This window comes from Photorhabdus stackebrandtii, assembly GCF_011189495.1.
Classification (GTDB): Bacteria; Pseudomonadota; Gammaproteobacteria; order Enterobacterales; family Enterobacteriaceae; genus Photorhabdus; species Photorhabdus khanii.
Genome location: NZ_PUJV01000015.1, coordinates 1 through 23,405 on the forward strand (window position 1 = coordinate 1; position 23,405 = coordinate 23,405).

The 23,405-nt window shown below is 41.8% G+C and carries 22 protein-coding genes; 3 read left to right on the plus strand and 19 right to left on the minus strand.

The annotated features are described in order from the left end of the window. Window positions 1-431: 431 nt before the first annotated feature. Genes hemG through pepQ form a run of 4 tightly spaced genes read right to left on the minus strand, consistent with a single transcriptional unit; the run spans window position 432 to window position 4,436 of the window. On the minus strand, window positions 432-968 hold the full coding sequence (hemG, locus tag C5470_RS13460; RefSeq protein ID WP_036846625.1) for a menaquinone-dependent protoporphyrinogen IX dehydrogenase: 537 nt from the start codon (window positions 966-968) through the stop codon (window positions 432-434). Window positions 969-991: 23 nt separating this feature from the next. Beyond that, a complete protein-coding gene (gene trkH / locus C5470_RS13465; RefSeq protein WP_036846628.1) occupies window positions 992-2,443 on the minus strand; it encodes a Trk system potassium transporter TrkH in 1,452 nt (483 codons plus the stop codon). A gap of 47 nt (window positions 2,444-2,490) precedes the next feature. Continuing rightward, window positions 2,491-3,102 carry an IMPACT family protein gene (locus C5470_RS13470; RefSeq protein WP_036846631.1) on the minus strand — a complete coding sequence of 204 codons (612 nt, stop codon included), beginning with the start codon at window positions 3,100-3,102 and terminating at the stop codon, window positions 2,491-2,493. Then, window positions 3,102-4,436 (minus strand): Xaa-Pro dipeptidase, encoded by a 1,335-nt coding sequence (gene pepQ, locus C5470_RS13475; protein ID WP_166289873.1) that lies wholly within the window; start codon window positions 4,434-4,436, stop codon window positions 3,102-3,104. The genes C5470_RS13470 and pepQ overlap by 1 nt, the downstream gene beginning before the upstream one ends. A gap of 274 nt (window positions 4,437-4,710) precedes the next feature. Between pepQ and fadB the strand changes: the two genes are divergently transcribed. Further along, complete coding sequence (fadB, locus tag C5470_RS13480) at window positions 4,711-6,897, plus strand: fatty acid oxidation complex subunit alpha FadB (RefSeq protein ID WP_166289876.1); 2,187 nt, start codon at window positions 4,711-4,713, stop codon at window positions 6,895-6,897. An 11-nt stretch (window positions 6,898-6,908) separates the two neighbouring features. Continuing rightward, window positions 6,909-8,075, plus strand: coding sequence for an acetyl-CoA C-acyltransferase FadA (gene fadA / locus C5470_RS13485; protein WP_166289879.1), 1,167 nt, complete (start codon window positions 6,909-6,911; stop codon window positions 8,073-8,075). 85 nt (window positions 8,076-8,160) lie between these two features. Here fadA and fre read toward each other — a convergent pair whose 3' ends face one another. The 3 genes from fre to pepE form a co-directional block, all read right to left on the minus strand. Then, window positions 8,161-8,862: an NAD(P)H-flavin reductase gene (gene fre / locus C5470_RS13490; RefSeq protein WP_166289882.1), complete on the minus strand. Its 702-nt coding sequence runs from the start codon at window positions 8,860-8,862 to the stop codon at window positions 8,161-8,163. Window positions 8,863-8,872: 10 nt separating this feature from the next. Next, complete coding sequence (gene ubiD, locus C5470_RS13495) at window positions 8,873-10,345, minus strand: 4-hydroxy-3-polyprenylbenzoate decarboxylase (protein ID WP_166289885.1); 1,473 nt, start codon at window positions 10,343-10,345, stop codon at window positions 8,873-8,875. Window positions 10,346-10,489: 144 nt separating this feature from the next. After that, window positions 10,490-11,215 carry a dipeptidase PepE gene (pepE, locus tag C5470_RS13500; protein ID WP_166289889.1) on the minus strand — a complete coding sequence of 242 codons (726 nt, stop codon included), beginning with the start codon at window positions 11,213-11,215 and terminating at the stop codon, window positions 10,490-10,492. Between the two features lie 223 nt (window positions 11,216-11,438). On the opposite strand from pepE, the gene rfaH reads away from it, so the two are divergent. Beyond that, window positions 11,439-11,927 carry a transcription/translation regulatory transformer protein RfaH gene (rfaH, locus tag C5470_RS13505; protein WP_036846652.1) on the plus strand — a complete coding sequence of 163 codons (489 nt, stop codon included), beginning with the start codon at window positions 11,439-11,441 and terminating at the stop codon, window positions 11,925-11,927. 49 nt (window positions 11,928-11,976) lie between these two features. Here the strand turns inward: rfaH and hemB are convergent, their stop codons facing one another. The 12 genes from hemB to C5470_RS13565 all read right to left on the minus strand — a co-directional run bounded on the left by hemB (window position 11,977) and on the right by C5470_RS13565 (window position 23,273). Then, the gene (gene hemB, locus C5470_RS13510; RefSeq protein WP_166289892.1) at window positions 11,977-12,990 is read right to left on the minus strand and encodes a porphobilinogen synthase; all 1,014 of its coding nucleotides are present in this window, start codon (window positions 12,988-12,990) and stop codon (window positions 11,977-11,979) included. A 109-nt stretch (window positions 12,991-13,099) separates the two neighbouring features. Continuing rightward, the gene (tatC, locus tag C5470_RS13515) at window positions 13,100-13,876 is read right to left on the minus strand and encodes a Sec-independent protein translocase subunit TatC (RefSeq protein WP_036846657.1); all 777 of its coding nucleotides are present in this window, start codon (window positions 13,874-13,876) and stop codon (window positions 13,100-13,102) included. 21 nt (window positions 13,877-13,897) lie between these two features. Beyond that, complete coding sequence (tatB, locus tag C5470_RS13520) at window positions 13,898-14,341, minus strand: Sec-independent protein translocase protein TatB (RefSeq protein ID WP_023044656.1); 444 nt, start codon at window positions 14,339-14,341, stop codon at window positions 13,898-13,900. Between the two features lie 3 nt (window positions 14,342-14,344). Beyond that, window positions 14,345-14,605: a Sec-independent protein translocase subunit TatA gene (tatA, locus tag C5470_RS13525; RefSeq protein WP_166289895.1), complete on the minus strand. Its 261-nt coding sequence runs from the start codon at window positions 14,603-14,605 to the stop codon at window positions 14,345-14,347. An 83-nt stretch (window positions 14,606-14,688) separates the two neighbouring features. After that, the gene (ubiB, locus tag C5470_RS13530; RefSeq protein WP_166289897.1) at window positions 14,689-16,329 is read right to left on the minus strand and encodes a ubiquinone biosynthesis regulatory protein kinase UbiB; all 1,641 of its coding nucleotides are present in this window, start codon (window positions 16,327-16,329) and stop codon (window positions 14,689-14,691) included. Next, complete coding sequence (gene ubiJ / locus C5470_RS13535; RefSeq protein WP_166289900.1) at window positions 16,316-16,966, minus strand: ubiquinone biosynthesis protein UbiJ; 651 nt, start codon at window positions 16,964-16,966, stop codon at window positions 16,316-16,318. Before ubiJ ends, ubiB begins: the two co-directional genes overlap by 14 nt. 1 nt (window position 16,967) lies before the next feature. Beyond that, the gene (gene ubiE, locus C5470_RS13540) at window positions 16,968-17,723 is read right to left on the minus strand and encodes a bifunctional demethylmenaquinone methyltransferase/2-methoxy-6-polyprenyl-1,4-benzoquinol methylase UbiE (RefSeq protein WP_166289903.1); all 756 of its coding nucleotides are present in this window, start codon (window positions 17,721-17,723) and stop codon (window positions 16,968-16,970) included. Between the two features lie 73 nt (window positions 17,724-17,796). After that, complete coding sequence (gene rmuC, locus C5470_RS13545) at window positions 17,797-19,107, minus strand: DNA recombination protein RmuC (RefSeq protein ID WP_422631078.1); 1,311 nt, start codon at window positions 19,105-19,107, stop codon at window positions 17,797-17,799. A gap of 150 nt (window positions 19,108-19,257) precedes the next feature. Then, entirely contained in the window at window positions 19,258-19,788 is a 531-nt protein-coding gene (locus C5470_RS13550; RefSeq protein WP_166289909.1) for a DedA family protein, read from the minus strand. Window positions 19,789-19,862: 74 nt separating this feature from the next. After that, a complete protein-coding gene (locus tag C5470_RS13555) occupies window positions 19,863-20,645 on the minus strand; it encodes a tyrosine-protein phosphatase (protein WP_166289913.1) in 783 nt (260 codons plus the stop codon). A gap of 94 nt (window positions 20,646-20,739) precedes the next feature. Beyond that, complete coding sequence (udp, locus tag C5470_RS13560) at window positions 20,740-21,495, minus strand: uridine phosphorylase (protein WP_166289916.1); 756 nt, start codon at window positions 21,493-21,495, stop codon at window positions 20,740-20,742. A 944-nt stretch (window positions 21,496-22,439) separates the two neighbouring features. Beyond that, on the minus strand, window positions 22,440-23,273 hold the full coding sequence (locus C5470_RS13565) for an intradiol ring-cleavage dioxygenase (RefSeq protein ID WP_166289919.1): 834 nt from the start codon (window positions 23,271-23,273) through the stop codon (window positions 22,440-22,442). Window positions 23,274-23,405 lie beyond the last annotated feature (132 nt).

Below are 23,405 nucleotides of genomic sequence, written 5' to 3' on the forward strand. Positions count from 1 at the left end.
CATGTGTTAGGCCTGCCGCCAGCGTTCAATCTGAGCCATGATCAAACTCTTCTATTAAAAGCTTGATGCTCAAAGAATTTTACTGTTCATTCGTCATGAATCAACTGTTGTTCACTCTTCAAGACTTAGTGTATTTTTTTTGTGATACGGTCTTGTGAGTGCCCACACAGATTGTCTGATTAATTGTTAAAGAGCAGGCTGAACTAAAAATTAATATTCTGGTTCAGCCGGGCTGCGTATACTACGCTTTTCGCCCGCAGAGTCAAGCGCTGATTCACGTTGCTCTGCCTGACCTCACACGTTTTGTCAGCGTTGTGTCGGTCAGTGGTGGCGCATTATAGGGAGTTCTTTGGCGCTGGCAAGCGTTTATTAAAAAAAAACTTCCGTTCGCGGCTTTTTTCAACCAAAAACTGAAAAAAAGAACAAATCAGTTATTTTTCACTCGCTATTTCAAGGAAATCATCAGCAAAATGATCGACTTGCTGCCAGTCAGTGTATTCAATCTCTTTGGTTATATCAGTTTCTCCACCTGTCATCCTCATGATCAGTTTAACCATTACACGATCAAACCAGCGATAACGAGGATAAAGTAACGCACCAGCAAAAACACCACACAGATCTGGCTGCCAAGGGGTATTAAGCAAAAATTTACGAACATACACATTCGTTTCAGGTGTACGCTTCTCTGGTTTCCTTGCCGTCAGATTCACGCCAAAAAATGCAGTTGGCATTTTATTCAGTTGTTGTTGATGACGAACAGCAAATTTTTTCAATGCTAAACTAAAATGACCATATCTGATTGAAGCTCCAATCATAACTTTGTCATAAGATTTCAAATCGATTGTTTCTGCGGTTGCTAAATCTCTGAGATCACATATCTGCCCTGCTCTGCGTAGATTCTCAGCAATGCGGGTAATAATTTTCTTAGTCTGCCCATCCCGGCTGGAGTAAAGCAATAAACAGTTCATAGCGATATCCTTCTTTCAATAGATTATTCACGCCAGAAGGTCGGTGTAAATAAAACTAACAAAGTAAATACTTCCAAGCGACCAAACAACATTGTTATAACTAATATCCATTTAGCCGCAGGATTCATTGCAGTGAAATTATCAGCAACAACCCCCAACCCAGGCCCTAGATTATTCAGTGTAGCGGCTATCGCAGAAAAAGCAGAAAGTTCATCTACGCCAGTAGCGATAAGTAATAACAAACTGATGATAAATACCAAAGCATAAGCAGAGAAGAATCCCCAGACAGCTTCAATAATACGTTCAGGTAATGCTCTTCGCCCTAATTTTAGGGTATAAACCGCATTCGGATGAACCAACCGCTTCAACTCACGGGAACCTTGGAGGAATAGCAATAAGATACGAATGACTTTCAGTCCCCCCCCGGTCGAACCCGCACAGCCACCGATAAAAGCAGAACACAACAGCAGTATTGGCAAAAATGACGGCCAACGGGCAAAGCTATCTGTACTAAACCCAGCCGTTGTCGCCATTGAAACAACCTGGAAAAAAGCTTGATTCAGTGTCTCCATTCCCGATTTATAAACAGCATAGTGCCATAAGATAAAAGTACAGATAATCACCAGTGCTAATTGAATAAAGATGAACATACGGAATTCAGGGTCTCGCCAGTACACTGTCAGACTGCGCCCCGTTAACACCGCGAAATGCAGACCAAAATTACAACCAGAAATCAGCAGAAAAACCGCAATGATAGTATTTATCACAGGGCTATTAAAATAACCGATACTGGCATCATGAGTAGAAAATCCACCAATTGCAATGGTTGAAAAGCTGTGGGAAATAGCATCAAAAACTGACATACCAGCCGCCCATAACGCCAGAGCACAGGCAATTGTCAGTAACACATAAATCAACCACAAAGTTTTCGCTGTCTCAGCAATTCGTGGACGCATTTTATTATCTTTCAAAGGCCCTGGCATTTCAGCCCGATAAAGCTGCATCCCTCCGACCCCAAGCAGAGGCAGTATTGCAACAGCCAGCACAATAATCCCCATCCCCCCCAACCATTGCAACATCTGCCGATAGAAGAGAATTGCTTTAGGCAAGGTGTCAAGCCCAATAAGTGTTGTAGCACCCGTTGTTGTTAAACCAGAGAAAGATTCAAAGAATGCATCTGTAATAGAAAGATTTGGCTGCTCAGAAAAGATGAAAGGTAAAGCCCCAACACTACCAAGTACCGTCCAAAACAAAACAACGATAAGAAACCCTTCCCGAGGCTTTAATTCATGTTTTTGCTCCCGGTTTGGCATCCAAAGCATCAAACCAATAACTAAAGCAAAAATAAATGTCTGACTAAATGCACGCCCAGCGCCATCACGATAGATTAGTGCTACCAACCCTGGAATAATCATGGTGACAGAGAAAAGAATGACAAGCAGCCCAACAATACGGGTTATGGCACGAAAATGCATTCAGCTGGTTCCTTAGAAATCCAGTTAACACAGTTAACAGAGAATATTTACAGATCAGGTGTTAAATACAGTACACCACGACTCAGATCACGTAATTTATCACCGACTTCACCCACCAAGGTAGCAGGAAGTGAAATTCGCAAAGTAACACTCTCTGCATATTCACTGGCAATAATCTGCCCCTCTGATTTCTGTAATAACTGTTCAATCATAGAGATATGGGCATATTCACACTGCAAGGAGCAAATTTTCTGTGGAACCATATATTTTGTTTCCAATAATTTCAGCGCCTGTTGGACACTATTTCCATATGCCCTTACTAATCCACCGGTACCTAATTTTATTCCGCCAAAATAACGAACAACAACTGCGGTTATTTCACCGATATTATTTCCCATAAGCTGAGATAGCATCGGCTTACCTGCGGTCCCTGAAGGCTCTCCATCATCAGAAAAACCCAATTGTTGTGAATCATCCGGAGCACCAGCAACAAATGCCCAGCAATGATGCCGGGCATCAGGGTACTGAGCTTTGATTTGCTGGATAAATACCTTAGCTTCATCTACTCCACAGGTATGCTCCAGCAGGGTAATAAAGCGACTTTTTTTAATCTCCTCAGTCAAACTCACTGGAGCTGCGGGTATCAAATAAGGCTTCATTATGGTAGTTGCAAATCCCTAGTCATATTTTCCACCTTATTTTCATGGATAACAATGTTGTCTTCAATACGAATACCGCCGAACGGTTTAAACATCCCAATTTTATTCCAGTCAAAATGCTTACTGAACTCACTTTCACGCCAAGGTGCAAGCAACGACTCAATAAAATAAAGGCCAGGCTCGATAGTTAGCACCATACGGGGTTCCAGAATACGGGTACAACGCAGATATGGATATATAGCCGGAGCTGCTAAATGTGTACCGGTATCATCCTGCATAAACCCTGCCGCATCATGGACCTGCAATCCAAGAGGATGACCAATACCATGTGGAAAGAATGGTGTTGTTAGCCCTTTTTCAACGATGGCTTCTTCACTAACACCTTTAACAATGCCGTGTTTTTTCAACAATTTAGAAATCCTATGATGCATCTGAATATGATATTCAGTGTAGCAAACTCCTGCTTTAATCGTACTGATTAGCGCTTTTTGTTCCGCATTCATATCTTTAATCAGAGCAGCAAATTCGTTATTACTTTTTGCTGAATAAGTACGGGTGATATCTGCTGCGTAGCCATTATATTCAGCACCAGCATCAATCAGGAAACTACGCATTTCCGAAGGTGCATTGTGCTGTAATACGGTGTAATGCAAAACAGCCGCATTTTCATTTATAGCAATAATATTGTCATAAGGCACATCTGTATCACGATGGCCTGTTGCCATCAGATAAGATATATTAATATCAAATTCACTCATTCCAGCCTGAAATGCTTCATGAGCTGCCAGATGCCCGACAACAGCCGTTTTTTGCGCTTCACGCATACAGACCAGTTCATAATCTGTTTTATATGAACGATAGAAATGCAAATAATCCAGAACAGCTTTCGGATTGATATTATGTTCAGAAAAACCAAGTTCTTTTGCTCTTGGTTGTGAACAACCAATATAAGCAACATTCTGTTTCACATAATTACTTAACTCTGAATTGATATCTCCGGTATTTGCCAGATGAATCATCTCAACTTCTTTAGTCCAGTAGCTGGTTGGCAACGGTTCTACGCTGTGCCAATAATCTATCGGTGAATAAAACCATAATTTAGGCTTATTAATACCATCTACCCATAACCAACAATTAGGTACTTTAGTTACGGGTACCCAAGCTTTGAAGTGAGCGCTAACTTTAAAAGGATAGTCTCTGTCATCCAGAAAAATACGCTGTAATTCACCAGAGTGAATAAGCAGAGCATCCAATTGATTACGGGCCAGTACTTCGCGCGTACGTTGTTGCAATGTAGAGATATGTTCGTGATACAGAGATGCCAACTTTTCCATTTCAATTGACCTTTTTTTATTTTATGGCTGAACCATTAGCTTATCACAATCATTGATATTTGCAGGTATCACGCGAAAATCATCCCAATTTATCAGATCCCGCTAACTCCTTATTTATAAAAATATAAAAACAACTATTGTTAATGAGATACAAATCTCACTTGTGATCACCCTTGCAAAAAACTAATCACTCATTTGCATTTACTTAACATAATAACCACAATCAAGCCTATCTGGTCATACCAGATGGTATGCGCTCATTTAGGAGAACGACATGCTCTATCAAAGTGAAACAATTCAAGTAAGCTGGCTGAAAGATGGCATTGCTGAACTGGTTTTCAATGCCCCTGCCGCTATTAATAAACTGGATACCAAAACTGTTGCATCTCTGGATAAGGCTGTCGCCAATCTGGAACAACAAACTGAATTAAAAGGCGTTTTATTACGCTCTGATAAAGCTGCATTTATTGTTGGTGCAGATATTACTGAATTTCTCTCTTTATTCGATGCACCTGTAGAAAAATTGCAAGAGTGGCTTGATTTCGCAAATAGCATTTTCAACCGGATAGAAGATTTACCCGTACCAACCATTTCAGCGATAAATGGTTATGCCCTTGGTGGCGGTTGTGAATGTGTTCTGTCTACAGATTTCCGTATAGCCTCCCCCGATGTGCGCATTGGGCTGCCAGAAACCAAGCTTGGTATTATGCCTGGTTTTGGCGGCTCAGTTCGCCTTCCACGTCTAATCGGGACTGATAACGCACTGGATATTATTGCCGCGGGTAAAGACATTGGTGCAGAAGAAGCATTGAAAAACGGCCTGATTGATGCCGTTGTCCCTGGTGAAAAACTGATTAATTCTGCAATATCAATGCTGGAACAGGCTATTGCAGGGAAACTTGACTGGAAAGCAGCACGCCAACCAAAGTTAGAGCCTTTGAAACTCAATGAAGTTGAACGTGGCATGAGTTTTAGCGTGGCAAAAGGTATGGTAATGAAAGTTGCTGGTCCTCATTACCCAGCGCCTATTACCGCAGTTAAATCCATAGAAAAAGCCGCTACACTTGGCCGTGATGAAGCACTGAAAGTGGAAGCCGCCAACTTTATCCCTCTGGCACAGACAAATGTTGCCCGTGCTTTAGTTGGTATTTTTCTTAATGACCAGTACATAAAAGGACTGGCGAAAAAACATCTGAAAGAAGTCACAACACCTGAGTATGCCGCAGTTCTGGGCGCAGGGATTATGGGTGGCGGTATCGCCTATCAATCTGCCCGTAAAGGTGTTCCTGTCATGATGAAAGACATCAGTCAGAATGCCCTTGAATTAGGAATGAATGAAGCGGCGAAACTTCTGAACAAACAGTTTGAACGCGGCCGTTTGGATGCCATAAAAATGGCGAAAACCCTCTCTTCTATTCAACCTACATTAAATTATGCCGGCATCGAACAGGCTCAAATAGTGGTTGAAGCAGTAGTAGAGAATCCTAAGATCAAAGCGGCTGTACTATCAGAAACTGAAACTCTGGTTAATGAAGATTGTGTTCTGGCATCCAACACTTCAACAATTCCAATTTCAGAACTAGCTAAGTCGCTAAAACGCCCGGAAAACTTCTGTGGTATGCATTTCTTTAACCCAGTACATCGTATGCCACTGGTTGAAGTGATCCGCGGTGAAAAAACCTCTGAAAAGACAATTTCAACTGTAGTTGCTTACGCCAGCAAAATAGGTAAAACACCTATTGTCGTTAACGACTGTCCGGGATTCTTTGTAAACCGAGTGCTACTCCCTTATCTCCTTGGCTTCGGTATGTTGTTGCGTGACGGTGGTGATTTCCGCCAGATAGACAAAATTATGGAGAAGGAATTTGGCTGGCCAATGGGTCCTGCTTATCTTATTGATGTCATTGGTCTTGATACTGCATATCATTCTCAGTCAGTTATGGCTCAAGGGTTCCCGGATCGTATGCAGCGTGATTACAAAGACGCTATTGATGTTCTATATGAAAATCAACGCTACGGGCAGAAAAACGGTATCGGTTTCTATAAGTACACACAAGATAAGAAAGGCAAACCAAAGAAAGAACAGGACGAGCAAACAGATCAACTATTGGCAACCATCTGCCAGCCGAAGAGTAATTTCTCCGGTGAAGAGATCATTGCCCGTACTATGATTCCAATGATCAACGAAGTTGTCCGTTGTTTGGAAGAAGGTGTCATTGCCAGCCCGGCAGAAGCTGATATGGCTCTGATTTATGGTATTGGTTTCCCTCCATTCCGCGGTGGTGTTTTCCGTTACCTGGAAACAATGGGAACAGCAAATTACGTTAAAATGGCTGAAAGTTATGCTCACCTCGGTGCTCTTTATCAGGTACCACCTGGTTTGAAAGCCAAAGCTGAACGTAATGAAAGTTACTACCCTACAGCAGCAACGATTGCTGTCAGCACCGGAACAACAGCGTGAGGTATGGAAACATGGAAAATGTAGTCATTATTGATGGCATCCGCACCCCAATGGGGCGCTCAAAAGGTGGTGCATTCCGTCAGGTCCGGGCTGAAGATCTCTCCGCTCACCTGATGAAAGAGATATTTAAACGTAATCCGGCAGTACAGAAACACGCTATAGATGATATTTACTGGGGCTGTGTTCAACAAACTCTGGAGCAAGGATTCAACATTGCCCGTAATGCTGCATTGCTGGCTGATATCCCTCACTCTGTACCTGCCGTAACCGTTAACCGGCTATGCGGTTCATCAATGCAGGCACTGCATGATGGCGCCCGCATGATTATGACCGGGGAAGCTCGTGTTACGCTAATTGGTGGTGTAGAGCATATGGGTCATGTTCCGATGACTCATGGTGTGGATTTCCATCCTAAAATGAGCCTGAGTGTCGCCAAAGCAGCAGGGGTTATGGGCTTAACCGCCGAAATGCTGGCAAAGATTCACCATATCAGCCGTGAAATGCAGGACGAATTTGCACTTCGTTCTCACCAATGTGCAACACAAGCAACGCAATCAGGTGCATTCTCCAATGAGATATCACCAATTTATGGTCACGATGCCGATGGCACACTGAAGTTGTTTGATTACGATGAAGTTATCCGCCCAGATACTAATCTGAAAGATCTGGCAGCACTGCGTCCTGTCTTCGATCCGGTAACAGGATCGGTTACAGCAGGCAGCTCATCTGCTTTATCTGATGGTGCATCGGCAATGCTGGTAACCAGTGAAAGCTATGCTAAAAATCTGGGGCTAAAACCTCGCGCCCGTATCCGTTCAATGGCAGTTGTTGGCTGTGATCCTTCCATTATGGGATATGGCCCTGTCCCTGCTACACAGAAGGCTCTCAAAAAAGCAGGTATGGAACTGGATGATATTGGTGTAATTGAACTAAACGAAGCATTTGCCGCTCAATCACTTGCCTGCATGAAAGGTCTGAATTTGCTGGATCGCATGGATGACAAAGTGAACCTTAATGGTGGAGCAATCGCTCTCGGGCACCCATTAGGCTGTTCAGGTACTCGCATTACAACAACATTGTTGAATCTAATGGAGCGCCGGGATGTGCAGTTTGGGCTGGCAACCATGTGTATCGGTTTAGGCCAAGGTATTGCCACTATTATAGAAAGAATGGATTAAGAACTTATCTGTAGAAAATATTATAACTGAGTCGTTGTTGCCGTAATTCCCGCCTGTCAGGGGCGGGTTTTTTATTATTATTATTTTAAATGAATTCGAAAGCATCACCATACATGTTGTCAGCAGAAGCATCACGTTCACTGCAAAAGCGCTCACGAGCAATTTTTGCCATTTCAAATCGCCCTGCAATATAGATATCATGATTGGCTAAACTGCCAAAATCCTCTAATACCGCTTTGAGCACTGTTCCGGTACGTCCACACCAACCATTCTCCGACTGTTCAACAACCGGAACAACCACCAGATTAGGGTAACGCTCTGTAAGTAATTGTAATTCAGCAAGATCATATAAATGTTGTGATTCTCTGCCACCCCAATAAATAGAGATCTGGCGCTCAGGTTGTTCTTCTAACGCTGTCAGCAATATAGAACGGGTATAAGAAAAACCCGTCCCTCCCGCAATCAATAACAGTGGATTAGTGCTGCTCTGCCGGAACCAAGCCTTACCATGAGGGATATCAACATTGACCACTTTCTGATCCAAAATTCTATCCATCACAGCCATCGCATATAAATTCAGCTCAGAAGCACCAATATGCAGTTCAATAAACTTCTTTTCTGAAGGCGTTGATGCCATTGAAAACGGACGTTTATCTCTCGGATCCATCACCACCATCAGATACTGACCGGCGCGGAATGAGAACGGAGAATCCGGAAGTAACCGTACCCGATAAACCGTCTCCGTAATAGCCTCTACAGAGGTTACTTTACAGCTCAGTGTTGTCATGCGTTCCCTCTTATGGTCCTAAAATATCTAATTCATCCCAAATCTTGTTGACGTGGGTACGCACTTCTTCACTCATCACAATAGGGCGTCCCCATTCCCTCTGCGTTTCCCCCGGCCATTTATTCGTTGCATCCATTCCCATCTTTGACCCTAATCCTGAGACTGGTGATGCAAAATCGAGATAATCAATTGGAGTACTCTCCATTAATACTGTATCTCTTGCCGGATCCATTCGTGTAGTTATTGCCCAAATGACATCGTTCCAATTTCTGGCATTAATATCATCATCACAAACAATAACAAATTTTGTATACATAAATTGCCGCAGATACGACCAGACTCCCATCATGACCCGCTTGGCATGACCTGCATACTGTTTCTTCATAGTCACGATGGCAAGACGATAGGAGCAACCTTCCGGCGGCAGATAAAAATCGACAATTTCAGGAAACTGCTTTTGTAAAATCGGTACTAACACCTCATTCAATGCAACCCCTAGCACAGCAGGTTCATCTGGCGGGCGACCAGTATAAGTCGAATGATAAATAGCATCATGGCGCTGAGTAATATGCGTCACAGTGAACACTGGGAACATATCGATTTCATTATAATAGCCTGTATGGTCACCATATGGCCCTTCTGGAGCTAATTCGCCAGGCTCAATATATCCTTCTAATATGATCTCAGCACTTGCTGGTACTTCCAGGTTATTTGAAAGACATTTCACAACTTCTGTTTTATATCCTCTTAATAACCCAGCAAATGCATATTCCGATAACGTGTCAGGAACTGGCGTCACAGCACCTAATATTGTTGCGGGATCGGCACCTAACGCAACAGCTACCGGGAAGCGTTTTCCTGGATGTGCCTGACACCATTCCTGAAAATCAAGGGCTCCACCACGATGAGATAACCAGCGCATAATGAGTTTATTTTTACCCAGCACTTGTTGGCGATAAATACCAAGATTTTGCCGCTCTTTATTCGGACCACGGGTTACTGTCAGCCCCCAAGTAATCAGCGGAGCAGCGTCTTCTGGCCAACAGTGCATTATAGGAAGACGGGTTAAATCTACATCATCACCAACCCAAACTTGTTCCTGACAAGGCGCACTATTAAGCCGTTTGGTCGGCATATTAAGAACTTGCTTAAATTTCGGCAGCTTCTCCACCAAGTCTCGAAAACCTTTCGGAGGATCAGGCTCTTTCAAAAAAGCCAGTAACTTACCGACATCGTGCAAAGCCTTAACATCTTTCTGCCCCATCCCCATAGCAACACGCTCAGTGGTACCAAACAAATTACACAATACAGGCATTGAATAACCTTTGGGATTTTCAAACAGTAAGGCAGGACCACCAGCGCGAAGGGTACGATCCGCAATTTCAGTCATCTCTAAATAAGGATCAACTTCGAGACTGATACGTTTCAATTCACCTTTCTGTTCCAACAAGGTCAGAAAATCTCTTAAGTCACGGTATTTCATACTATCCATTCATGCCGGTTTTTAAGGGGGAAGACATTATAAGCTATCCCACTCAGCTTTTTTATGTTTTTATTGCAAGACTACAAATTAAACCAATAACTTACTAAAAAGCAATGGGTTTAATTCAACCTTGCGACCTCAAAGTCAAATACAACGCAATGGGACCCAATTAGCTAATACTTTGGTATCAAATTGCTCAGGGAAAAATTTATTGTGTTGGAATATTTTAAACCCTTCATTCTTACCACTAAAATAACGCAGTTCTTCGCCATCAATATGCAAACCACTACCTTCACGTAATGCAATCACTATCTCTTCTGGGTTCATTGCACAGAATTCAGCCAAACGTTCATCACGAGTCTCCCCCATATGACCACTAATACGGCTATCAATGTAATGAGGGTTAATTTGTATGGGGAACAATCCGATGGACGGCATGACAACAGTGTTACGAACAGGCATATCATTAGTAGTACGAATACTTGGCGTCGCCACATTGCAACCGGCACTCCAACCAATATACGGAATATTACGTTCACGCACTGCGCGCTGGATGGGTACAATCAAACCGTTTTCATGTAATAGCTGATTCAGTAACCAAGTATTTCCTCCACTAACCAAAATACATTCTGCATTCTCAATCGCCTGAACAGGAGAGTTAAAACGTTCAATATTTGTTACCCTTATTCCTAAAGCTTCTCCAAGCTCTTTAGCTCGCTGCTCATGATCACCTTGAATAACCGCGTATGCAATCAACACCGCAGAGCAAATAGCGCGTTTCTCAATCATTACATCTAACCGCTCCTTGGCATAACTCAACCAATCCGGATTACCTGAAAGTTTGCCATTACTCAGCAGAAATACTTCCATCTTTCTTTTCCTTATATTAATTGCAGACAGAATCACCAGCATTATATTGATCGCTTTACCTATGGCTTACCATGATATTACTCACAGCTTTTTTACTAAGAAACGCAGTATCTACTCATAACAATAAATATCTATCATCAAACAATTATCACTGAGATAATTCCTGTAATGCCCTTTCCTATTTTGCTATGCTTAATAGTCATTGGATCAAGGTTAAATAAACATGGAAAACTGGTACCTCATCTACTGTAAGCGTGGGCAAATTTCACGAGCAATAGAAAATCTGGAACGACAGGATGTTGCCTGCCTGACTCCTACCGCAAAAATTGAAAAAATAACTCGCGGTAAACGTACTGTGAATACAGAACCCCTTTTTCCTAATTACCTATTTGTTCAGTTTGACCCAGAAGTTATTCATACCACGACTATCCATTCAACACGTGGCGTTAGCCATTTTGTTCGTTTTGGTATACGCCCAGCTATCGTACCGGACGCTCTTATTAATGAAATCATGTCTGCAACAGAGCAAGAATATGTATCACCAGATACACCTGTGACCGGTGATACGGTATTAATTACTGAAGGGATATTTGAAGGATTGCAGGCTATCTACAATGAGCCAGATGGAGAAACCCGCTCTATTCTATTACTGAATATTCTGAATAAACAATTACCTAAAGCGCTTGATAACAAACAGTTTGTGAAGCTTTAATCAGACAAAAAACGGGCAGAATTCACATTCACCCGTTTTTAATCAAATATTAAAACCTCTGCTCATATAACTGTTGAGCAACCTGTTTTGCAAAATATGTCAGTACACCATCTGCTCCTGCACGCTTGAAGCATAGCAAGGACTCCATAATGACCTGTTCCTGCAACCAACCATTCTGAATCGCAGCCATGTGCATAGCATATTCGCCAGATACTTGATAAGCAAAGGTCGGCACACCAAAGGTGTCTTTTACCCGGCGGATCACATCCAGGTAAGGCATACCCGGTTTGACCATTACAGTATCGGCACCTTCCTGCAAATCCTGTGCAATCTCCTGCAATGCTTCATCACTGTTAGCCGGGTCCATCTGATAGGTTTTTTTATTACCACCTTTCAGATGACTACTTGAACCAATAGCATCACGAAACGGACCGTAATAACCCGAAGCATACTTAGCAGAATAGGCCATAATCTGAGTATTGACATGGCCTTCCGCTTCAAACAACTCGCGGATTGCACCAATACGTCCATCCATCATATCGCTCGGTGCGACAATCTCAGCCCCAGCCTCTGCATGCGACAGAGCCTGTTTGACCAAAATTTCTTTGGTTACATCGTTAATCACATAACCATCTTGATCGATGATCCCATCCTGACCATGTGTAGTAAATGGATCTAATGCCACATCAGTCAGCAATCCCAATTCAGGAACAGCATTTTTCAACGCACGAACCGTACGTTGAACCAACCCATCAGGGCTATAAGCTTCTTTCGCATCCAAAGATTTTTTATCTGCTTCAATAACAGGGAACAGAGACAAAACAGGAATACCCAGTCGGGCAATCTCTTCAGCTTCTTTCAGCAAAAGATCCATTGTCAGACGATACACTCCTGGCATAGAAGGTACTTCTTGACGACGGTTAGTGCCTTCCATGACAAACACCGGATAGATTAAGTCATTAACAGTTAATTGATTTTCAGCAACCAAACGACGGGAAAAATCATGACGGCGCACTCGGCGCATACGGCGACCAGGGAAAGTTCCTGGAAATGCATAGCTCATATAGCTCTCCTAACTCAAACCCAGCGCATAGACGCTGGGTTAATTAATATGCTATCGCTTTGAGTTAATTATCTTAGCACTACAGAACAACATGTTAAGATTACTATTATCACCTTTCCGTATTTGCTTCTGATGTTTGCTCTTCTTCTGAACGATCTCCCAGTTTGCGCTGTCCGGTGTAGAAACGGGAAAGCAAAATCCCCAATTCAAACAGTAGATACATAGGAATAGCGAGTAAGGTTTGTGAGAAAACATCCGGCGGCGTTAATAACATGCCAACAACAAAAGCACCTACCAAAATATACGGCCGTTTTTTCTTCAGGGATTCGGGTGTAACTACCCCACTCCAGCACAATAAAATAATGGCAACCGGTACTTCAAAAGAGACACCAAAGGCCATAAATAGTGCCATGACAAAGCTCAAATAATTACTAATATCCGTTGCAATCAGAACCCCTACAGGAGCTGTCTTAGCAAAGAATCCAAAAGCAATCGGAAACACAACAAAGTAAGCAAATGCCATCCCCAAATAGAACAACAGGCTACTGGAAACGAGCAGAGGGATCATCAAACGACGTTCATGCTTATATAACGCGGGGGCAATAAATGCCCATACCTGATAGAGAACCATAGGTGCAGATACGAAGATAGACACCATAATGGTCAGCTTTATTGGTGTAAAAAAGGGAGAGGCAACATCCGTCGCTATCATACTGGCACCTTGAGGTAATTGCTTAATCAAAGGCGCAGAGATCATCTGATAGATATCGTTAGAAAAATAGACCAACGCTAAAAAAACCACTAATACAGTAAGTAAACTGTTTAGAATTCGCTTACGCAGTTCAATAAGGTGACTGATAAGTGGTTGAGTATCATCAACAGCCATGTTTTTGTGTTCACCATTAACTTAATCAGAAGTTTTTTTCTTCGTTTCAGAAACCGCTTTATCATCCACCGGAGAAGATGATATGGGCGAAGCCACAATCTGAGACGCTGCTGGCTTTTGAGCCACCTCATCTGTTTCTGATGCTTTCATATTCCCTGCATCAGGCTCATTTTGGTATGCCTTTTTCAAAGACTCAGCCGCTTCTTTTAGCTCATCCATCGAAGCTTTCAATTCCGGGGACAAATTCTGTAACCCCGCCTCTTCTTCGACTTTTTTCAGGCTTTCCTGGAGCTCTTGCAATTTCAGCTCCTGAGCAAGCTCATTTTGGACGTTAGCCGCTAAAGAGCGTAATGCTCTAATCCAACCGGCAACCGTTTTAACTGCCACAGGTAGCCGTTCTGGCCCCAGAACCACCAAGCCAATGACCATAACCAACAGCAGTTCACTAAAACCAATGTCAAACACGGTTTACACCTGCTCTTTGTTTTTGCTCTCAGATGCTTCAGATTGAGCTACGGATTGTTTTTCCGTAATGTTTTTAGTCTCAAAATCAGCATCATTACTGGTTTTCTGAGCTTGCTGAGGCGGATTATCATCCCCTATCGCTTTTTTAAAACCTTTAATAGATGCTCCCAGATCAGACCCCAGAGTACGGAGTTTGTTTGTGCCGAATAACAGCACTACGATGACAGCAATGATGAGTAATTGCCAAATACTTATACCGCCCATTCTGGTTTACCTCTTTAACAAGGATTATCATTAATAGCTCATTATACGACGAACTATCTATTCGAAAATACCGAAGACAAACTTTACTTTGTTTTACTTAACTGACACCAGCCAAACAACCATGAAACGGCACCCGCGCCCATAAACAACCAAGGAATATTGACTAATCCAGACAACAAAAACAAACTCCCACAAAGAAACAATGTCGCACCAACACCGAACAAATACTGCGACTGTCGCTGTTTTATCTGCTGCCCTTTTAACTGATCTGATAGCTTCTCAATGTTGGCTTGCAAATATTTATGCTGTTGAAGACTGTCATACACTAATTCAGGTAATTCCGGCAACTTTTCTACCCAATAAGGCACTTTTTCTTTCAGCGCCCGGATAACAGCCGGCAATCCAACCTGGCTATGTAACCACTCCTCCAGAAATGGTTTTGCGGTTTTCCACAAATCAAGCTGCGGATAGAGCTGTCGTCCTAGCCCTTCTACATACAAAAGCGTCTTTTGCAGAAGCACTAATTGAGGCTGCACTGCCATATTAAAACGGCGGGCAGTATTAAATAGATTCAGAAGAACATGACCAAACGAAATTTCCGCCAGTGGCTTCTCAAATATTGGCTCACAGACTGTACGGATTGCAAATTCAAAGTCTTCAACATTCGTATCACTGGGAACCCAACCTGAATCCACATGAAGTTCAGCAACTTTCCGGTAATCACGATTAAAGAAAGCGATAAAATTTTCTGCCAGATAACGTTTATCATCTTTATTAAGCGAACCAACAATACCGTAATCAATACCAATATAAAACGGATCTTCAGGATGTTCATAACTGATAAAAATATTTCCCGGATGCATATCCGCATGGAAAAAACTGTCACGAAAGACCTGAGTAAAAAAGACCTGAACTCCCCGTTCAGCCAGCAATTTCATATTGGTATTTTGCGCTTCCAGAGCTTCAATATCAGAAACCGGGATACCATAAACCCGTTCCATCACCAAAACATTTTCACGGCAATAATCAGCATAAATTTCTGGTACATAAAGCATTGAGCTATTTTCGAAATTACGCCGAAGTTGAATTGCATTAGCGGCTTCACGCAGTAAATTCAGCTCATCAATCAACGTTTTTTCGTATTCCCGCACCACTTCACGAGGGCGTAAACGACGTCCATCAGGCAACAACATCGGTACCCAATGAGCCAGACGGTACATTAACCGGATGTCCGCTTTGATAATTGGCAGAATATCAGGACGAATGACTTTGATAACAATTTTCTGCCCATTCTCTTTTAACCGGGCAGTATGTACCTGCGCAATTGAAGCAGAGGCCAAAGCTATAGGTTCAAAATCATCAAACCAAGTTTCCAGCGGCCCCCCTAAAGAAGCTTCAATATATTGACGAGCCAGAGCACCGTCGAAAGAGGCAACCCGGTCTTGCAACAATGCCAGTTGATCAGCTATTGCCGGAGGAAAAAGATCACGCCGTGTTGAAAGCATCTGTCCAAACTTAATCCAGACAGGCCCTAACTCCTGTAAAGCAAGTCGCAGCCTCTCCCCAAGCGATTTATCTTTATGCCTATTCGGGATCCAAAACAACAAATGACGTCCAAAACGAAGAGGCCAGGTCAAGCGAATTCGAGGAATCAGCTCATCCAATCCGTAAGAAAGAAAAACCCGAATGATCAAATAAAGGCGCCTTAATTCACCTGGAGTCATATTTTTCCTCTAATACTGCCAATCGTTGTTCTATTTGATTGATATCTTTGGTCAACACGCTGACTTCCTCACTGAAATAAGCCACTTCAAGCGCATTTGGCGCCAGTTTCCATTCCTCCGTTAATGTTTCCACCAAATAATTTTTCTGGCATTCTATTGAACCGGAAACAAACTGAAATCCTTTTTTAATGGCCTGGCTGATACCTTCAGCAGCGATATCCCCGAAATAAGGGGAAAGATAATGGGCCAAATCCCATTCGACCATATCCAACAAAGCAGACCATTGCTGAACAACCTGCATATCCCCTTCAATAACCATTTCACCACTATTGAGCAACCTGGAAATTTGTTGGCGATCCCGTAACTTAAGCAAAGCAGCAAAGTTAGTTTTAACGGTACAATCGGCCACTTCAGCCCATTGACTTAATACATCCACTTGTTTTTCACTGAATACCAATGTGAGTGGTGTATTCATTTCTTCCAGTTCAATCGACAAAACTTTGCCCACCAGCCGCATACGGGCAGGTCTTAATACAGGTTCTCGGTACAACAGGTGGTTCAACGATCTTTCCATCACTGCGGTTAAAACCGGCATAAGTGTGGAATTAATAGCTGTACTCAGTGATGGTCTTTCCATCTCAGAATTTAAAACCTCTGTGTAGTGCAACAATACCGCCGGTCATATTGGTATAAGTCACCTGTTCAAAACCAGCATTTTCCATCATGGTCTTAAGTGTTTCCTGATCAGGATGCATACGGATGGATTCCGCCAGGTAACGATAACTGTCAGCATCCTGCACAAAAACCTGACCAATTTTTGGCAGTACATGGAAAGAGTATGCATCATAAGCTTTGCTTAATGGTTCGAGCAACGGTTTAGAGAATTCAAGTACCAATAAACGCCCACCCGGTTTCAAAACCCGAAACATAGAACGCAGGGCTTTTTCTTTTTCAGTTACATTACGCAAGCCGAAAGAGATAGTGATGCAATTAAAATAGTTATCAGGGAAAGGCAACGCTTCCGCATTAGCCTGCACATAGCTGACATTACCAACAATACCGGTATCACGTAATTTCTCACGCCCAACCTTCAACATAGACTCATTGATATCAGCAAGAACAACTTCCCCCTTTTCACCAACTATACGGGAAAACTTAGCTGCCAGATCTCCGGTACCGCCAGCTAAATCAAGTATTCTCTGGCCCCGGCGAACACCACTGGCATTAATAGCCACACGCTTCCAAATACGATGGATACCAAACGACATCAAATCATTCATTAAATCGTATTTTGCCGCAACGGAATGAAATACTTCAGCTACCATACCCTCTTTTTCATCTTTGGCTACGGTGCGGAAACCAAAATGTGTGGTTTGTTTCGTTTGGTCTACCATGTTATTTGCCCGTTTTTTATTCAAACTGTTATAAAAAGTGTATCAGCCTTTCAGATAAAACCCTATCCTGACGTTAATCATTAGCACAGGATGGTTGGTTGGCCTTATTAGCCAATTCGGGATCAATAGAACGTTTCACCTCAACCCCTAACTTACGAAACCCCTCAGCCTGGCTTATCAGATTACCGCGCCCCTCAGTAAGCTTGTTCATTGCCAACCGATAATTAAACTGAGCTTTATCCAAGCTTTGCCCTAAGCCTTGCATATCATCAACAAACAAACGCATCTTATCGTACATACGGGATGCTTTATCTGCGATTAAACGCGTATTCTGGCTTTGATATTCATAGCGCCACAAGTTATTGATAGTACGCACAGCAACTAACAATGTTGATGGACTAACCAGCATAATATTGTGTTTAAATGCCTCATCAAGCAGCTCAGGCGCCCTGTTGAGCGCAACCAAATAAGCAGGTTCAACCGGAATAAACATCAATACATAATCCAGCGATTTCAACCCGGGCAACTGCTGGTAATCTTTGCGGCTTAAGCCACGGATATGACCTTTAATTGAACTGATATGCTCCTGAAGGGCTAATTCCCGCTGGTGCTGATCTTCACTATTAAAATAACGCTCATAAGCAACCAGTGACATTTTGGCATCAATTACCACATCTTTCCCTTGTGGCAAATGAACAATAACATCGGGTTGGAAACGGCTGTTACCCTCTGCCTTGATATTCACCTGAGTGCGAAATTCATGTCCTTCCCGTAAACCAGAAGCTTCCAGAATACGCGCCAGCACCACTTCCCCCCAATCTCCCTGAATTTTGTTGTCACCTTTAAGTGCATTGGTCAGATTGACTGCTTCTTTCGCCATTTGAACATTCAGTTGCTGCAAGTTACGAATTTCATGTGCAAGAGTATGCCGTTCACGGGCTTCCTGACCAAAACTCTCCTGCACCTGGCGGCGAAAACCATCAAGTTGTTCACGAAATGGAGCCAAAAGACTATTCAGGCTCTGGCGATTTTGTTCATCAGTACGACGACCCGTTTGTTCAAAAATACGGTTAGCCAGGTTTTCAAATTGGGTATTCAGGCGTAGTTCACTATTGATCAATAACCGCTGTTTCTCTTCGGCAGCAAGACGGCTCTCTTCCAGACGTGTAGTCACTTCCCGCAACTCAGATTCTTGCACGTTATTGACTTCTCTCTGAGCCCGTAATTCTTGGTTCAATTGTTCACATTCAACCCGCCAGTAAACAGACTGCTCAAGTTTTTCATTGGCAACTGCAAGCTGACTGCTCAGTTCCCGTAGCTCCAGTTCTTGCTGCTGAATACGTTGATGAATGGAGAGCCAGACGAGCGCCCCACCGCTCAACAGGCCACCAAAAACGCCAATCAATGTATATAACAACTGGATATCCACCTGTATTTCCTCTGTTACATTCTTCGGCCAGTTAAGTTAAATTAATACTGTATAGATGTCCAGATTGATTTACACAAGTGTCTCAACCTGCGAAGCTACTCTCAATTAACTTATCCATTGAGCTAACCATTGCAAACCAAAAGCGCCCGGAGCTAATACCCCAAAAGACCAGATAAGCGCGGAACAAATGTTAGCTACCTGGAAATAACGCAACGGCATGGTACAAATACCTGCCACCAATGGCACAATTGCCCGGAATGGCCCAAAAAACCGACCAAGGAAAATGCTCCAAATACCCCAACGCTCAAAAAAATTATGCGCTCGTGTCAGCAATTGTGGTTTACGGGAAATCGGCCAGATTTTACCAACATCAGCTTTAAAATACGCACCGGCGATATAGGATACCCAATCGCCAAAAAAGGCCCCTGCTGCTGCTGCCAACCAAATTGGCCAGAAATTAAGGCCACTTTCACCTATTAATGCACCTAATCCAAGTAATATGATCGTTGCAGGCAATAACAAGGAGAAAAAAGCCAAAGATTCACCAAAAGCAAGTAAGAAAACAATCGGCATGATCCAGGTATCGTGTACTTTAACAAAAGCGATTACCAACTCAACTATTTCATGAAGGCTCAAATTCAAATTCCTGTATTAATTAATACCACATTCAATTTAACCACCGTTGTATTAACCAGAATTAAACCAACTTCTTATTCAAGGAAATAACCTTGTAATTTCTGACGGGCAGAAAAATCAAGGCCAAGATCTTTCTCCAGCCATACATCTACACTGCCATAATTCTGGTTAATACTGTTTAGTGCCGCCATTAAAAATTCTTCTCTGACGGAATAGACATAAGCGAATTTCTCAACCATATCATCACTCATGGTTTTCGCGTGTTCATTTAACAAATATTCACGGTAAGGTGCCAGCGTGGCGTTCGTCACCAAATAATCTTCCATTACCGTATCTAAATCGGCCCCAAGAGCAAACAACACCAGTGCAGAACCCACACCCGTTCTGTCTTTACCTACCGCACAATGTTGTACTATCCCGCCCTTTTCCGGCTGTTGCAGCAACTTAACTAATATCTTATAGGCCTCATTTTTCAAAGGCAGTAATTTATAAAGACGGAACATAAATGACTGCGGATCAAATTGTTCCAACATCTCTGATGTCAATTTTTCCAGATTCGCATTCACTTCCTTGGATAATGGATTGGCAGGAGCATGATGATAATTAGCCCCATTCCATACCTGATCAGGCTTATCTTCTATTTCACCTATGTCACGATAATCTATGATTTGAAAGAGGTTTTTATTTGTCAGGAAAGATTGGTCTTTTTCTGTTAAACGATCCAAAGCACCAGAGCGAAAAAGTAAACCTGACTTAATTTTCCCACCACTGGCTACCGTTTTACCACCTAAATCACGAAAATTAATCCCGCCATGAAGGGGAAGCACTGATGGGTGTAATAAAGATGTAGTAATCATGATGACTCTTAATTAGTTGTAAATGTTAAAACATTAACAGATTTCTATTTATAAAGAAGAGTGAGCCGGAACACTCCGGCCCAAAAAGTATTATTTACAACAAACGACGAGCAGCTTCGACTACGATCCCCAATGCGTTACTTTCTGTTTTCTTAAGTAACTCAACATCAGGAATTTCCTGCTGAGTACGGTTGACAATAACACCGGCAACCATACCTGCACGCAGCCCTTGGCTTGCACACATAGTCAACAAAGTCGCAGATTCCATTTCATAGTTCATGACGCCCATCGCCTGCCATTCAGCCATTGAGCCTTTAAAACGGCTCACAACACGGCCAGAATAGGTATCGTAACGTTCCTGACCAGGATAGAAAGTATCGGAAGAGGCCGTTATACCCACATGTGTCGTTGCACCGGAATCTTTTGCAGCTTCATACAGTACAGTCGTACAGTCAAAATCAGCAACAGCCGGAAATTCCATCGGAGCAAAATGCAAGCTGGCGCCATCCAAACGGACAGCCGCCGTGGTTACTAGCACATCACCAACATTGATATTTTCCTGAATTGCGCCTGTTGTCCCAATACGCAAAAAAGTACGCACCCCCAATTGCGCTAATTCTTCAACAGCAATGGAAGTTGATGGGCCACCAATACCCGTGGAGCATATAATAACCGCTTTACCATCAATTTCTGCACGCCATGACGTGAACTCACGCAAAGAAGCAAGATAAACTGGGTTATCCATCAATCTTGCAATTTTTTCCACGCGTTTCGGATCGCCTGGAACAATAGCTAAAGTTGCACCTTGCAGGTCGCTTTTAGTCAAACCCAAATGAAATACATCGGACATATCAGACTCCTCAGAGGGAAGAATTTATAACGAAATTAGTTGAAATCTACTGTATTGAGCATTTAGACATCTTTTAGTGATAAATATCACTCTGAAGTAAGATAAAAAAGAAAAACGTACATTATTTTGCGATGTAAATCACAAAATAGTCATAAAATGAGTAAAAATGATCGAGCTACTATAAAGAAAAAAATTAACATATGCACAAATAACAATCACAAACTCAAAAATAAAGAACCAAGCATTTTCTTCCTGCCATAAGCTAAACTGAATACACTCATATATGGAACAAGCAACCAATTATTCAATTTTATTTATACTTTAAACAACATCTAAATAAGGTTTCATAATTCCGCTACACATGGTTTTCTTCAACTCATTGTTATACATAGGATTGTTGGTAGATAAGGTGTAGCACCATTTTGGAAAGTTATTTAGAACAGAATATATCCAAATAGCTAACTTGATTTATCAATCGCCAAAATGAAAAACAAATGATTATCTCATCGAAACTGTCTATCCAAAAAATCGATAGCAGTAAATATCAATCCAGTCATAAAGAAAAATATATCCCAAGAACCATCAATTCCAAAAAATAAAAAATTGCCAAATATAAATATCATCCTTTAATAGGATGCATATTGTTTAAACATATTATAACCTTTCCACCATACAGGAGTACTATCTATGGCAAGACAGAAAACAATTTTAATGTTCTTCTCGCACAGTTAAAAACTCTCCACGAAAATGACAGGCACAGAGAAATACGATCTACTGGATAATATTGAAAAGACAATCTTCTCTGTGCCTGCACAATGTCCGTATGTAACTATCAAACACCTGATACTTTTTTTTAAAATTATAAATCAATATACCATTTAAATAGGTTATTTTATAATTTCGACTGTTATTATATTGAAGTTTAATTTATTCAACAAAATCGGTCATACCGTATGGGAATATAAATCATCTTTACTTATGAAATTAGATATATTTTCTAAATTTACTGACAGAATTATTTCCCCCAGCACCCCACGATTAATATCAGAATTGTCTATTTTTGTTACTTTTATTTCTGAAAGATGACCATTCATATTTTTAAAATAATTATCTTCATGATTTTTAGTTCTGATTACTCTCCGTTTTGAATACAGATCATATTTATAAACCTCTGTATTAATTTCTTCAGGAAAATACATTTGACCAACAAAAGCAAAATGTTCTTCTTCATTTATATCTTTGCTGATCTGTCTAATCGCAATATGAATATGAGTTGCTCTACCAACATAAAATCCTGGGTAAATCGTGGTAAAATTGACCACCCCATTTTTATCCGATTGTTGAGCTCCTCTTAGAAAAACTTTATCATCAGTTCTGTTGATACCAGATATTTCACCGGCTTCAGGTGGTATATCAGGACTTATATAACTCCAACCAGAATATTTTCCCCGACTATTACAGTGCCAAATATCAACAAATAATTTATCAACAGGTTTACATGTTTTCTCATCCATAATAGTTACTTTTAGTAAAAAAGGTATTCCTGCTTCTGAGTCAGTAATATCCCTCCTTACAATTTTACTATTTCGAAAATATGGCCCTGATATCTGCTCTGGGGCAAGGGTACACACACCTATTCCATTCTGTGACAATAATTTTCCTTCCGCACGGGCCAAGCCAATTGGAGCAAGTGCAGCCGTCGCCGTGATAGCAGCACTACTTTTTAGAAAATCTCTTCGAGAGCTACTTTTCTTACCTTGCAAATTATTAATATCCATATAATCCTCTCTTTAATTATTTAGTTTCTATTACAATGCTTCCAGATTCAATTTTATTACGTCGCGGGTATTTTGTTGATAAAACGTATTTTTTCCAATATCAATATGGAATATATATATAAGTCACAAACA

Excerpts from the sequence above, each read along its gene's own strand:
- hemG (WP_036846625.1), bottom strand. The coding sequence starts at position 968 with ATGAACTGTTTATTGCTTTACTCCAGCCGGGATGGGCAGACTAAGAAA.
- trkH (WP_036846628.1), bottom strand. The coding sequence starts at position 2,443 with ATGCATTTTCGTGCCATAACCCGTATTGTTGGGCTGCTTGTCATTCTT.
- C5470_RS13470 (WP_036846631.1), bottom strand. The coding sequence starts at position 3,102 with ATGAAGCCTTATTTGATACCCGCAGCTCCAGTGAGTTTGACTGAGGAG.
- pepQ (WP_166289873.1), bottom strand. The coding sequence starts at position 4,436 with ATGGAAAAGTTGGCATCTCTGTATCACGAACATATCTCTACATTGCAA.
- fadB (WP_166289876.1), top strand. The coding sequence starts at position 4,711 with ATGCTCTATCAAAGTGAAACAATTCAAGTAAGCTGGCTGAAAGATGGC.
- fadA (WP_166289879.1), top strand. The coding sequence starts at position 6,909 with ATGGAAAATGTAGTCATTATTGATGGCATCCGCACCCCAATGGGGCGC.
- fre (WP_166289882.1), bottom strand. The coding sequence starts at position 8,862 with ATGACAACACTGAGCTGTAAAGTAACCTCTGTAGAGGCTATTACGGAG.
- ubiD (WP_166289885.1), bottom strand. The coding sequence starts at position 10,345 with ATGAAATACCGTGACTTAAGAGATTTTCTGACCTTGTTGGAACAGAAA.
- pepE (WP_166289889.1), bottom strand. The coding sequence starts at position 11,215 with ATGGAAGTATTTCTGCTGAGTAATGGCAAACTTTCAGGTAATCCGGAT.
- rfaH (WP_036846652.1), top strand. The coding sequence starts at position 11,439 with ATGGAAAACTGGTACCTCATCTACTGTAAGCGTGGGCAAATTTCACGA.
- hemB (WP_166289892.1), bottom strand. The coding sequence starts at position 12,990 with ATGAGCTATGCATTTCCAGGAACTTTCCCTGGTCGCCGTATGCGCCGA.
- tatC (WP_036846657.1), bottom strand. The coding sequence starts at position 13,876 with ATGGCTGTTGATGATACTCAACCACTTATCAGTCACCTTATTGAACTG.
- tatA (WP_166289895.1), bottom strand. The coding sequence starts at position 14,605 with ATGGGCGGTATAAGTATTTGGCAATTACTCATCATTGCTGTCATCGTA.
- ubiB (WP_166289897.1), bottom strand. The coding sequence starts at position 16,329 with ATGACTCCAGGTGAATTAAGGCGCCTTTATTTGATCATTCGGGTTTTT.
- ubiJ (WP_166289900.1), bottom strand. The coding sequence starts at position 16,966 with ATGGAAAGACCATCACTGAGTACAGCTATTAATTCCACACTTATGCCG.
- ubiE (WP_166289903.1), bottom strand. The coding sequence starts at position 17,723 with ATGGTAGACCAAACGAAACAAACCACACATTTTGGTTTCCGCACCGTA.
- C5470_RS13555 (WP_166289913.1), bottom strand. The coding sequence starts at position 20,645 with ATGATTACTACATCTTTATTACACCCATCAGTGCTTCCCCTTCATGGC.
- udp (WP_166289916.1), bottom strand. The coding sequence starts at position 21,495 with ATGTCCGATGTATTTCATTTGGGTTTGACTAAAAGCGACCTGCAAGGT.
- C5470_RS13565 (WP_166289919.1), bottom strand. The coding sequence starts at position 23,273 with ATGGATATTAATAATTTGCAAGGTAAGAAAAGTAGCTCTCGAAGAGAT.